Origin of the sequence: Veillonella sp. ZSJB6, assembly GCF_051549505.1 — a bacterium.
Lineage (GTDB): Bacteria > Bacillota > Negativicutes > Veillonellales > Veillonellaceae > Veillonella.
Window position 1 is genome coordinate 255,773 of sequence record NZ_JBPUGE010000001.1, and the last position, 12,307, is coordinate 268,079.

General features: G+C 39.2%; 10 protein-coding genes. 8 read left to right on the plus strand and 2 right to left on the minus strand.

Annotation, left to right across the window (positions count from 1 at the left end; all coding sequences use genetic code 11):
- Positions 1 to 64: 64 nt before the first annotated feature.
- Complete coding sequence (locus tag ACSV5T_RS01175; RefSeq protein ID WP_438320042.1) at positions 65 to 2,152, minus strand: transglycosylase domain-containing protein; 2,088 nt, start codon at positions 2,150 to 2,152, stop codon at positions 65 to 67.
- Positions 2,153 to 2,314: 162 nt separating this feature from the next.
- Between ACSV5T_RS01175 and tyrS the strand changes: the two genes are divergently transcribed.
- From tyrS to ACSV5T_RS01205, 6 genes are all read left to right on the plus strand, one after another.
- Positions 2,315 to 3,523 (plus strand): tyrosine--tRNA ligase, encoded by a 1,209-nt coding sequence (gene tyrS / locus ACSV5T_RS01180; RefSeq protein ID WP_295212656.1) that lies wholly within the window; start codon positions 2,315 to 2,317, stop codon positions 3,521 to 3,523.
- A 251-nt stretch (positions 3,524 to 3,774) separates the two neighbouring features.
- Positions 3,775 to 4,416, plus strand: coding sequence for an NUDIX hydrolase (locus ACSV5T_RS01185; protein ID WP_287500146.1), 642 nt, complete (start codon positions 3,775 to 3,777; stop codon positions 4,414 to 4,416).
- Between the two features lie 77 nt (positions 4,417 to 4,493).
- Positions 4,494 to 6,875, plus strand: coding sequence for a phosphoenolpyruvate synthase (gene ppsA, locus ACSV5T_RS01190; RefSeq protein WP_438320044.1), 2,382 nt, complete (start codon positions 4,494 to 4,496; stop codon positions 6,873 to 6,875).
- Between the two features lie 98 nt (positions 6,876 to 6,973).
- Entirely contained in the window at positions 6,974 to 7,603 is a 630-nt protein-coding gene (locus tag ACSV5T_RS01195; RefSeq protein ID WP_295203132.1) for a helix-turn-helix transcriptional regulator, read from the plus strand.
- A gap of 10 nt (positions 7,604 to 7,613) precedes the next feature.
- Entirely contained in the window at positions 7,614 to 8,435 is an 822-nt protein-coding gene (locus tag ACSV5T_RS01200) for a pyruvate, water dikinase regulatory protein (RefSeq protein WP_105089295.1), read from the plus strand.
- Positions 8,432 to 9,421 (plus strand): deoxyguanosinetriphosphate triphosphohydrolase, encoded by a 990-nt coding sequence (locus ACSV5T_RS01205; RefSeq protein ID WP_438320045.1) that lies wholly within the window; start codon positions 8,432 to 8,434, stop codon positions 9,419 to 9,421. The genes ACSV5T_RS01200 and ACSV5T_RS01205 overlap by 4 nt, the downstream gene beginning before the upstream one ends.
- 107 nt (positions 9,422 to 9,528) lie before the next feature.
- Here ACSV5T_RS01205 and rpmB read toward each other — a convergent pair whose 3' ends face one another.
- Positions 9,529 to 9,717: a 50S ribosomal protein L28 gene (gene rpmB / locus ACSV5T_RS01210; RefSeq protein ID WP_005386334.1), complete on the minus strand. Its 189-nt coding sequence runs from the start codon at positions 9,715 to 9,717 to the stop codon at positions 9,529 to 9,531.
- Between the two features lie 223 nt (positions 9,718 to 9,940).
- Here rpmB and recG point away from each other — a divergent pair, with 223 nt between their 5' ends.
- Together recG and ACSV5T_RS01220 are read left to right on the plus strand one after the other, a co-directional pair.
- Complete coding sequence (gene recG / locus ACSV5T_RS01215) at positions 9,941 to 11,983, plus strand: ATP-dependent DNA helicase RecG (RefSeq protein ID WP_438320046.1); 2,043 nt, start codon at positions 9,941 to 9,943, stop codon at positions 11,981 to 11,983.
- 131 nt (positions 11,984 to 12,114) lie between these two features.
- Complete coding sequence (locus tag ACSV5T_RS01220) at positions 12,115 to 12,300, plus strand: 4-oxalocrotonate tautomerase (RefSeq protein ID WP_105089292.1); 186 nt, start codon at positions 12,115 to 12,117, stop codon at positions 12,298 to 12,300.
- The last annotated feature ends 7 nt before the right edge of the window (positions 12,301 to 12,307 follow it).

A 12,307-nucleotide genomic window follows, 5' to 3' on the forward strand; every position in this document is an offset into this window, starting at 1 on the left:
ACTTACTACCTTTTTTACATAAAAAAGGAGCGGAACAGATGTTCCGCTCCTTTAGAGTATTAGATTAACGATCTTTTTTACTAGACTTTTTGCTTTTAGATGAATTAGATTTTTGTTCAGTCGCATCATCTTTTGAGCCACTGTCATCTTTTACAGCTTCATCTTTTGATTTGTCTTTATCGTCTTTTTTATCTGCTTTCTCGTCTTTTTTATCATCTTTTTTAGGCTGTGCTTTTGCAGGGTTATAATAACCTTCAGAGACAGCCGCTTGAGCACTAGCAGGTACATTAAAGTCAGAAGCAGGGGTATTAGCTAATGCGGCCGACATAAATTGTCTCCACATTACTGCCGGCGTTGAACCACCGGTAATACCTAATGTTTCAGATCCGTAGTCATCGCCTATCCAAACCGCAGCAACTAAATCAGGTGTATATCCAACGAACCAAGCATCTTTTTCATCATCTGTTGTACCTGTTTTACCAGCTGCAGGTCTACCGATAGCAGCATTGCCACCAGTACCACCATTGATAACAGATTCTAACATATCTGTGATGATAGCCGCATCTTTTTCTTCAACGACGCGTTTTTCTTGGATGGAATTTTCTTCCACCACTTGTCCGTTGCGATCCACAATTTTTATGATTGCTGTAGGTTGAACCTTGACGCCACCATTAGCCAGTACACCATAGGCTTCTGCCATTTCTAATGGTGAAACACCATGAGTTAAACCACCAAGTGCTGTTGATAAGTTGTTATCTTCATCAGTTAAGGTAGTAATACCCATCTTTTTAGCTAAGTCGATAATCTTAGACATGCCCACTTCATCAGCAATTTTTACAGCTGGTACGTTACGAGAATGTTGTAATGCATAACGGTAAGTAATATTGCCTTCATAGTTTCGTTCATAGTTTTGAGGACGCCATCCATTAAAATCAACAGGACTGTCATCAACAATGGAACCTGGAGTTTTACCAGATTGAATAGCAGCTAAGTAAACAAATGGTTTCATAGCAGAGCCTGGTTGACGTTCCGCTTGTGATGCACGGTTAAAGGCATCATCTCCACGACCACCGACCATGGCAACAATATAACCGTTATGTGGATTCATTGCTACAATAGCACCTTGTGGTTGGTGTAGACCATTTTGGTCAGTATACATAGTTGGTAGGTTTTGCATTGCTGCAACTGCAGCATTTTGAGCATCCATATCGAGAGTTGTATAAATTTTTAAACCATCTTTATAGATTGCATCGTCGCCATATTTTTCAGAAACTTGTGCAATAACATAGTTAATGAAGTAAGATGCATTAGATTTTTCATGCGTTTGTTCTTGCTTTGCCACTAAGCCTAAATCTGCTTGACGTGCTTGATCAGCTTGCTCTTGTGTAATGTAACCGTATTTAACCATTTGGCCTAATACAACAGCTTGACGTTTTTTACTAGCTTCCAAATCATTGAATGGAGAGTAGTAGTTAGGACTTTGTGGTAAGCCTGCAATGAGTGCTGCTTGAGCTAGCGTTAATTGGCTAGCATCCTTACCAAAGTATACATGAGCTGCAGATTGTACACCGTATGCACCTTGGCCAAAGTAAATTTGGTTCATGTACATTTCAAGGATTTCATCCTTAGTGTAATGTTGTTCAATTTTAAGTGCTAGCAATGCTTCAGAAATTTTACGTTTAAATGTTCTGTCTTGAGATAAGAATGCATTACGCGCTAACTGTTGAGTGATTGTAGAACCACCTTCAGATACGCCACTATGAACAATGTTAACCCATACAGCACGCAAGATACCAACAGGGTCGATACCGTGATGGGAATAGAAGCGAGAGTCCTCAGTAGCAACAAAGGCATTTTGTAAATCCTTTGGTACATCTTTTAAAGGTACTGGTAATCTATTCTCTGTGGAATGAACCGTTGTGATGAGATTACCATGGACATCGTAAATTTGAGACGATGCAGAAGGACGTACATTGGATACATCTGGTAGGTTAGACAGTGTAGCACTGATGAAACCACAGCCACCTCCGGCTACGATGAGTATAAGGAGAAGGGCACAAATCCAAAATAGACGCTTCGGACTTGTCTTCTTCGGTGTAGCGCCGCTACCATTAGAACGGCGGCTGCTTCTCGCATTTGAGTTATTACTCATAGAGTCACCTCTTTTTTCTTTTGTTAGTAAATATAACGTAAATTCTATTACGCAGTTATAAATATTATATCATATATGGCTTAAAACCAATACTATATATATAATTGTGAAAGTTTTTAGATAATGGTATACTAAAACAATAGTATTTCGAGGAGGATTATCATGGTTAGTGCTCAAGAACAAGTGCGCCAAATTAAACACGGCGTAGCAGATTTAATTAATGAACAAGATCTTGTAAAGAAAATAGAAAAATCTATTAAGGAAAATAAACCTTTAGTTGTAAAATTAGGTTTGGACCCAACAGCGCCAGATATTCATTTAGGCCATACAGTACCACTTCGTAAACTACGTTTGTTCCAAGAATTTGGTCATCAAGTAGTGATCGTTATCGGCGGTTTCACTGCGCGTATTGGTGATCCTACTGGTAAAAGTGTAACTCGTCCACCACTTACAAAAGAAGAAGTATTGAAAAATGCTGAAACCTATAAAACACAAATCTTCAAAGTGTTAGATCCTGAAAAAACGATCGTCCGCGACAATAGTGAATGGCTAGAATCTATGAACTTTGCGGATGTTCTACGTTTGGCAAGCTCTTATACTGTAGCACGTATGATGGAACGCGATGATTTCAATAAACGCTTTAAAGAAGGTCGTGCTATTGGTGTTCATGAGTTTATGTATCCATTGATGCAAGGTCAAGATTCTGTAGCATTACATGCTGACGTTGAATTTGGTGGTACAGACCAAACTTTCAACTTGTTAATGGGCCGTCATTTACAAGAATTAGAAGGTCAAGAACCTCAAGTTGTTATCACAATGCCATTGCTTGAAGGCCTTGACGGTGTTCAAAAAATGAGTAAATCTTTAGGCAACTACATCGGTATCGATGAAGAACCTAAAGAAATGTACGGTAAAGCAATGTCTATTCCTGATGAATTGATGATGCGCTACTTCATGCTCGTTACAGATATGCCAATTGAAGAACAAGAGGACATGGAAAAACGTCTTGAAAGTGGTGAATTACATCCACGTGATGCTAAAATGCAATTAGCTCGTACCATCGTTCGTTTGTACCATGGTGAAGAGGCTGCTCTTGAAGCTGAAGAAGAATTCAAACGCGTATTCCAACAACGCGCGTTGCCTACAGATATTCCTGAATACGCTATGGATGCGCCAACAGAACCAATCTTTGTACCACAATTCTGTACAGATGCTGGTTTGACTGCTTCTAATGGTGAAGCACGTCGCTCCATTAAAGCCGGTGCTTTCAAAGTAAACGGTGAAAAATATACAGAAGAAAACCTTACCCTTGAAGACGGCATGATCGTTCAAGTTGGTAAACGTAAATTTGTAAAAATTAAATTTAACTAATATAAAACTGTGATGAGATAGAAACCTCATCACAGTTTTTTTATGTCTATTTGGTCTATAAGATTATTTATCTACTAAATCTGTTGTTTGTAAAGCAAAAAATGACTTACAAGTTCATGTATAATGAAAGTAAAATATAAATTCAAATTTAAATACAGATACAAATATAGATACAAATATAAAATACAAATTTGACACATAAAAGATTTATATAGATATCGTATAGTATCTATAAAGTAAGAGGACCATATATGGACAAAGAACTAAGCAACTTTTTAGAACAACGAGAACATACTGTTCTTACCGATATTGATGTTATAACTGCGGCAGTAGCTGTACCATTATTAGAAATCGATGGGGAAGATCATGTAGTATTTACTGTGCGCAGTAATAAGCTACGCCGTCAACCAGGTGAAATCAGTTTTCCTGGTGGACATTGTGAGCTTAATGATAAAAGTGGTGCTCATGCTGCCATGCGTGAATGCTCTGAGGAACTGGGTATCGATTTAGATCAAATTGAACTTCTGGGCAATTTAGACTGCTTAGTATCTGCGATAGGTGTCAAGCTATATGCCGTAGCCGTGCGCCTACATACAAGCGATTTGAAACCAAATCCAGACGAAGTAGGAGAGGTATTCACCGTTCCATTACAATATCTATTAGACATGGAACCAACGGTAGGTCATCTAGACATTGGGACAAAACCATTAAAAGACTTTCCGTTCCATTTGTTAGAAGGTTACAACATTGACTGGAAAATCAGACAAAACTACTCTGTTTATTTCTATCCTTATAAACAATACACCATATGGGGGCTAACTGGGCGAGTACTGAAGAACTTTTTAGATATATATAGGGAGATAGATTTGCATAATAATCCTCATATAAATTGACAGATTGTAAATTAAGGTATACTATTTATGTGTAAAAGGTTTAATGTGTTGCACTAATTAATCTAGGAGGTTCTCACATGAATCGCGAAACAGCATACGTACTTTGGTTTGATGAATTACGACGTGAAGATGTTAATTTAGTTGGTGGTAAGTCTTCTTCCTTAGGGGAATTGACGTCCTCCACTAATGTACCTGTACCTTATGGCTTTGCTACAACTGCTCATGGTTATCGTGAGTTTATGAAAGCAACAGGTTTGGAAGATAAAATCCGCGCTGAACTTGATGCGTTAGATGATGTAGAAAATTCTGCATTATTGCGTGAAGTATGTGCTAAAATTCGCCGTATGATTTGTGAAGAAGAAATGCCTAAAGAATTGGCAGATGCTATCCGTCATGCGTATGAAGAACTTGGTAAGAAAGTAAACGAAGAAAATCCATTCGTAGCAGTTCGTTCTAGTGCAACAGCAGAAGACTTGCCAGATGCAAGCTTCGCAGGCCAACAAGATACATATTTAAATGTACGTGGTGCTGACGTTATCATTGAAAAAGTAAAAGAATGTTATGCATCTACTTTCACAGATCGTGCAACATACTACCGTGTAAAACAAGGCTTCGATCATATGACAGTAGCATTGAGTGCAGCTGTTCAAATGATGGTATTCTCTAAAGCGGCTGGCGTAATGTTTACTGTTGACCTTGTAACAGGCAATGATAACAATATTCTTATCGAAGGTTCTTGGGGCCTTGGTGAATACGTTGTACAAGGTACAGTTACACCAGATAATTTCCATGTAGATAAAGCAAAAATGGAAATTACAGACCGCATGATTAATGACAAACATATCCGTTTAGTTCGTAAAGCTGACGGTGACTGTGTTGAAGAAGTTGTTCCAGCAGATGAAGCTAAACAACAAGTAATTACAGATGCTCAAGTGTTAGAGCTTGCTGAATATGCAAAAGCAATCGAAAAACATTATGGTTGCTACATGGATATGGAATGGGGCGTAGATGAACGAGATGGTAGAATTTGGATTTTACAAGCTCGTCCAGAAACAGTTTGGTCCCGTAAAGAAAAAACAGAAGTATCTGAAAAACCTAGCACATTAGATGCAGGTAATCGCGATATTATCGTAAAAGGTTTGCCAGCATCCCCTGGTAATGCAGCTGGTAAAGCTCATGTTATCATCAATCCTGAGGATATTGATGAGTTTAAAGAAGGAGAAATCCTTGTCACAGCTATGACAGCTCCTGACTGGGTGCCAGCGATGAAAAAAGCGAAAGCCATCGTTACAGATGCAGGTGGTATGACATGCCATGCATCCATCGTTAGCCGTGAACTTGGAATTCCTTGTATCGTAGGTACTAAGAGCCGTAGCCATGAAGCAACTACATCCATTAAAGATGGTCAAATGATTACAGTAGATGCTACAAATGGTATCGTATATGATGGCGTGTTAGAAGATATCGTTAAAAAGCCAGAAGCACAAGCTACTGCAAATGTTGTTGCTGAATCTGTTCCTGTAACAGGTACTAAGATTTACATGAACTTAGGCGATCCTGACTTGGCTGAAAAACATGGCGTATTGCCTTGCGATGGTATCGGTCTCATGCGTGAAGAGTTCATTTGGACTACTTTCATTCATGAACATCCATTGCACCTTATCGAAACAGGCCGTAGTGATTTTGCTGTAAATACATTGGCAGAAGGTATGCGTAAGGTATGCCAAGCTTTGGCTCCTCGCCAAGTTGTAGTTCGTTTGAGCGATTTCAAATCTAGTGAATACCGTGACCTTAAAGGTGGCGACAAATACGAACCACATGAATCTAGCGCATTACTTGGCTGGCGTGGCGCTTCTCGTTACTACGATCCTAAATACACACCTGCTTTCAAATTAGAATTAGAAGCAATTAAAAAAGTACGTAACGAATTTGGCTTCAAAAACTTACAAGTTATGATTCCATTCTGCCGTACTGTAGAGGAAGCTGAACTGGTAACTAATTTGATGGCTCAAGAAGGCCTTGTACGCGGTAAAGATTTCAAAATTTGGCTCATGGCTGAAATTCCAGCAAATATTATCTTAGCTGATCAATTCAATAAATATGTAGATGGTTATTCCATTGGTTCTAACGATTTGACAATGCTTGTTCTCGGTTGTGACCGCGATAACGAAACAGTTCAACATATTTACGATGAACGTAATTTAGCTGTTCGTAGAGCGATTCGTCATCTTATCGAAGTGGCACATAAAGATGGTAAAACTGTATCCATCTGTGGCCAAGCACCAAGTGTATACCCTGAACTTTGCGAATTCCTTGTGAAGAGCGGTATCGACTCCATTTCTGTTAATCCAGATGCAGTTGTAAGCACTAAGAAAATGGTGGCTCAAATCGAACAAAGAATTATGCTCGATGCTATGACTGGTCGTGGTCGTCAAGAATCTGACGAACTAAATTGGTAATAATATAGTTATGGTAAAAGAGGAGGCCCGTAGGTCTCCTCTTTTTCTGAATGGTAACTTAGGATATAATACAAACAGAGATGAAAGGGGGTTACCGTGTGAAACTGTCGAAACGACAAGAACAAATTGCTCAAATCGTTCGTGAAGAAGGACCTGTTACAGGTAGTGCTATTGCTGAACATTTAGAGGTTACGCGATCTGCATTGCGTTCAGATTTGTCTGTTTTAACTATGCTAGGTGTCTTAGATGCACGCCCTAATGTAGGCTACTACTATGTGGGGCTTTCAAAAGAAACACAAACAGCGGAGCGATTAAAGTCATTTCTGGTAAGTGATGTATTATCCCAAGCAGTCGTAGTCAATGGGGATACAAGTTTGTATGACACGATTGTTACTATATTTACTGAGGATGTAGGTACCATTTTAGTGTGTGACGATTCCTATTTAGTAGGTGTCGTATCCCGTAAGGACTTGTTGCGCGCCTCTATGGGGCAAACAGATTCGCACACCATGCCTATATCTATGATTATGACCCCTGTAAGCAAGGTTATAACTGTGGAGCCTACAGATACATTGGTAGAGGCTGCTCAGAAGATGATAGATTATGAGGTAGATTGTTTACCTGTCGTCGTTCGCGAGGATGTGGAAAACAAGAAACGTTTAAAGGTTGTAGGCCGCGTATCTAAAACGACGGTAACAAAAGTATTTTTAGAATGTAGCATACATTGAGGTTGATAGAATGGCAGAAAAAATTATTTATGCGATATCGGACTCCCTTGGGGAGACTGCAGAGGCTGTAGCAAGGGCTACGGCGAGTCAATATGATAAAGAACAAATTGAAATTGTTCGCATTCCATATATTGATAGTGAAAGCCAAATTGATGAAATTATAGCAGATGCAAAACGTGGTAATCATGTTATTTGTCATACCATCGTATCTGAATCTTTGCGCAAATATCTTCATGAAAAAGTAGCAGAATATAACATTCCTGCTGTAGATATTATGGGTCCAGTTCTCGATGCAGTAGGTACAGTAGCATCTACAAAGCCTCGTATGACTGCGGGTATGGTTCATAAACTAGACCAAGAATATTTCAAAAAGGTTGAAGCTATTGAGTTCGCCGTGAAATATGATGATGGTAAAAATCCATCTGGCTTTGAAAAGGCAGACGTAGTCATCATTGGTGTATCTAGAACAAGTAAGACCCCATTGTCCATGTTCTTGGCATACAAAAAAATTAAAGCTGCCAACTTGCCACTAGTGCCAGAGGTACCATTGCCAGAGGAATTATTTAAAATTCCAGCTAAGAAAATCGTGGGCCTTATTATCGACCCATTTAAGTTAAATAATATTCGTAGTGAACGGTTACGCGCTATCGGTTTAGAGGACGAAGCAAATTATGCTTCTATTGAGCGTATTCAATCCGAACTAGAATACGCGAAAGCTATTATGCGTCGTTTGCATTGCCAAGTGTTAGATGTTTCCAATAAATCTATTGAAGAAACAGCGTCTCTTGTTATGCAACTCATCGATCGAAACCGCGCCTCGGAGGGTAAATGAATATACGGGAACAAATAGAGGAGAGGGAGGCGTTACTCCTTTCTCCTTATGCTGCTAAAAGCCGCGATGCAATCCGTGATATTGAGGAAACTCCCGATCCACTTAGAACTGCCTTTCAGCGAGATCGGGATCGCATAATTCATAGTAAATGTTTTAGACGGTTAAAGCACAAGACACAAGTTTATATTGCGCCAGGTGACCATTATCGTACGCGTATGACTCACACCCTTGAGGTAGGTCAGATTGGTCGTACAGTGGCTCGTGCATTGCGACTCAATGAGGATTTGGTAGAAGCTATTGCCATGGGGCATGATGTGGGACATACACCATTTGGTCATGTTGGGGAATATGCGTTACGTGATATGGTAGGTCATTTCAATCATAATGAACAAAGTTTGCGCATGGTTGAAGTGTTGGAAAAACATGGTGAACATCAAGGACTTAATTTAACGACTGCTGTGCGCGATGGTATTCTAGGTCATACAGGGGCTACAATTCCAGTTACCTTAGAAGGACAAATTATTCGTATCGTCGACCGCATTGCCTATTTATGTCACGATTTTGATGATGCACAGCGTGCCGGCATGTTAACGGCTGAGGAATTACCGTTTGAAGTGCGTGAACACTTTGGTATGACTCCTTCTAGCATGATTACAGCCATGGTTGAAGATATGGTGCGCGAATCTTTAGATAAGCCTGTTATTTCTATGTCCTCCGATATAGAGATGACCATGAATCTATTCCGTCAATTTATGTTTAAAAATGTCTATTTGGCGCCAGCTTTAATTCCTGATCGAAATAAGGCATCTCATGTGGTGAAAAACTTATTTACTCACTTTATGGAACATCCTGACGATATGGAGGGCTGTGAAAGTAATCGTGAGTTTTACTCCACTCGTGATGTAGTGGATTATGTGGCAGGCTTAACCGATCAATATGCTATTAAGTTGTTTAAACAGTACTATATTCCAAATATTACCTTGTAAGATTTTTAGTAATAGGAACATAGATAACAAAAAAAGCAGTTAGTTCAAATGAACTAACTGCTTTTTTTGGGGCTCTAGAACCCCAAAGAGTACATGTACTTTTTATTTTACGCGCGTGTAATTTTATTAGAACGAAGGCAGCGAGTGCATACGTTAACTTTTTTAGTAGCACCGTCTACAACCGCCCGTACTCTTTGAATGTTCGGTTTCCAAGTTTTTCTTGTGCGAATGTGAGAGTGACTCACGTTCATACCGCTAGATGTGGATTTGCCACATACTTCGCAAAGGTTTGCCATAGTTTCCACCTCCAAGCTTAATCTATAACATAACAAAAGTATATTATCATAAAGACATAGTTAAAGCAAGTGTTTTTATCGTACATATTGCTCTTTTTATGAAATATACTACAATATAAGGTATACTATATATCATATTCTATGATATGAAGGGGCTTTTACACAAGGATATACAGAAATTGGATATATCCTCAGTGTTTATCGTATATTTAAAGGAGTTTCTATGGATGAACGGTTAACGACCATTAAAGGGATTGGTCCTGGTCGGGAGAAACAATTGCATAAGCTAGGGATTACGAATGTAACATCATTGTTGACATATTTCCCTCGGAGCTATGAAGACCGCCGTACAATTTATAGAATTGGTGAATTAAAGTCAGGTATGACCGGTGGCGTAGTAGGCAATGTTATAGCTGTTCAAGAAAAACGCCCTCGACCTAGATTGTCTATATTAGAGGTGGTCATTGCAGATGGTACTGGTCCACTAAAGATTGTATTATTTAACCAAGGGTATAAAAAGAACTTTTATAAAAAAGGGCAGCGTCTATATGCATATGGCAAAGCAGAATTTCAATATGGGTCTATGCAAATGAATACGCCCCAAATAGAAAGTTTAGGAGATGGTGGAGAGCCTGATCGTGGCATTGTTCCTATTTATGCCTTGGCTGATGGAGTGTCTCAATTTGTGGTGCGCTCATCAGTACGCAATTGGTTTGCCGCTAATCATGAATTGCAAGAGATTTTGCCTACTGAGGTTCGTGAATCACATCAATACATGAGTCGCTATGATGCATTTAAAATGATGCATTTCCCTGATTCTTCAGAGCGATATGAAGAAGCGCGTCATCAATTGGCCTATGAAGAGTTATTTGTCATGCAATCTGGATTGGCCTTGTTGCGGAATAAAGAGCAGTGTCATAAAGGACCTAAGATGGGACCTAATGGGGACTTAATGGCTCAGTGTATAGAAAACTTACCGTTCTCCTTAACAGGTGATCAACAGCGTGCATTAGAGGACATTCGCATCGATATGGAAGATGAACGTCCTATGCAACGATTATTACAAGGTGATGTAGGTTCTGGTAAAACTGTTGTAGCTACATTGAGTTTATTGAAGGCCATCGAAAATGGTTACCAAGGAGCGTTAATGGCTCCTACAGAAATCTTAGCTGCCCAGCACTATGAAGGTATAACAGAGGTGTGCGGTAACTTAGGTATTACTATAGAGTTATTAACTGGTTCTACTACAAAAAAAGAAAAAGAGCGTATCTATGAAGGCTTAGCTGACGGATCAATTAATATGATCATCGGCACTCATGCGCTTATTCAAGAGGGTGTTAACTTCCATAATTTAGGTCTTGTAATTATCGACGAACAACATCGCTTTGGCGTAGAACAACGGGCACGATTACAACAAAAGGGTACATACCCACATGTACTCATTATGACAGCTACACCAATTCCACGGACCATGACCTTATCTGTGTATGGTGATCTTGCTGTATCCTTGATTAAAGAAATGCCACCTGGACGTAAGCCGGTTAAAACATATGCTGTAGATAGCTCATATAAAGAACGATTAAGAAACTTCTTCGGCAAAGAAATGGCAGAAGGACGTCAAGTTTACGTAGTATGTCCTCTAGTAGAAGAGTCTGAAAAATTAGACTTACAGGCAGCAGAAGAACTGTATTTAGAATTAAAAGAGTACTTTTACAAGGCCTATGAAGTTGGCCTTGTACATGGTCGCATGAAACCAAGTGAAAAGGATGAAGTGATGAATGCCTTCCATAAGGGAGAGATTTCATTACTCGTTTCTACTACCGTTATCGAAGTTGGTGTCAATGTGCCTAATGCGACTATTATGTGTATAGAAGGGGCCGAGCGATTTGGTTTATCACAACTGCACCAGTTGCGTGGCCGTGTAGGTCGTGGATCTCATCAATCCTATTGTATTCTTGTAAGTGATTCAAAAAATGATGTGAGCCAAGAGCGTTTGAAATTGATGGAGCAGACACAGGATGGTTTTGAACTTGCCGAACAAGACTTATTATTGCGTGGGTCTGGTCAATTATTTGGCTTAGCCCAATCAGGATTACCTGATTTGCGAGTTGCCAATATTATTAAAGATATTGAAATATTAGTACAGGCTCGCAAGGATGTATTAGATTTTGCAAGCCAACATGGAATGGAAAAACTTGAATCTGTAATGAAAGAAGAATTAGAAAAAAGATTTGGTGAAAAATTTCTTAGAATATTGTATAATTAAGAGGTAGGAATAATAAGTACATAAGTAGCGATAATATTAGATTTTATCTGGGTTTTTCCCTTGTGTATCTGTTCCTCATACCGTATAATAGAACAAACAAATTTATTTCATTTTCATCTATGGAGGTCAATATGCCACTTATTCATGTAGAGCTCGTTGAAGGGCGCACAAAAGAACAAAAAAAACAATTAGGTGAAGCTATCACTAAAGCTGCGGTTGATATCGTTAATGTACCTGCTGACGCAGTAAAAGTTATCTTCGTAGATATGAAAAAAGATGATTATATGGAAGGCGGCATTTTGCGGTCTGAACGCTAAGCTACGA

Coding starts and splice junctions, on each gene's coding strand:
- ACSV5T_RS01175 (WP_438320042.1), bottom strand. CDS start 2,152: ATGAGTAATAACTCAAATGCGAGAAGCAGCCGCCGTTCTAATGGTAGC.
- tyrS (WP_295212656.1), top strand. CDS start 2,315: ATGGTTAGTGCTCAAGAACAAGTGCGCCAAATTAAACACGGCGTAGCA.
- ACSV5T_RS01185 (WP_287500146.1), top strand. CDS start 3,775: ATGGACAAAGAACTAAGCAACTTTTTAGAACAACGAGAACATACTGTT.
- ppsA (WP_438320044.1), top strand. CDS start 4,494: ATGAATCGCGAAACAGCATACGTACTTTGGTTTGATGAATTACGACGT.
- ACSV5T_RS01200 (WP_105089295.1), top strand. CDS start 7,614: ATGGCAGAAAAAATTATTTATGCGATATCGGACTCCCTTGGGGAGACT.
- ACSV5T_RS01205 (WP_438320045.1), top strand. CDS start 8,432: ATGAATATACGGGAACAAATAGAGGAGAGGGAGGCGTTACTCCTTTCT.
- rpmB (WP_005386334.1), bottom strand. CDS start 9,717: ATGGCAAACCTTTGCGAAGTATGTGGCAAATCCACATCTAGCGGTATG.
- recG (WP_438320046.1), top strand. CDS start 9,941: ATGGATGAACGGTTAACGACCATTAAAGGGATTGGTCCTGGTCGGGAG.
- ACSV5T_RS01220 (WP_105089292.1), top strand. CDS start 12,115: ATGCCACTTATTCATGTAGAGCTCGTTGAAGGGCGCACAAAAGAACAA.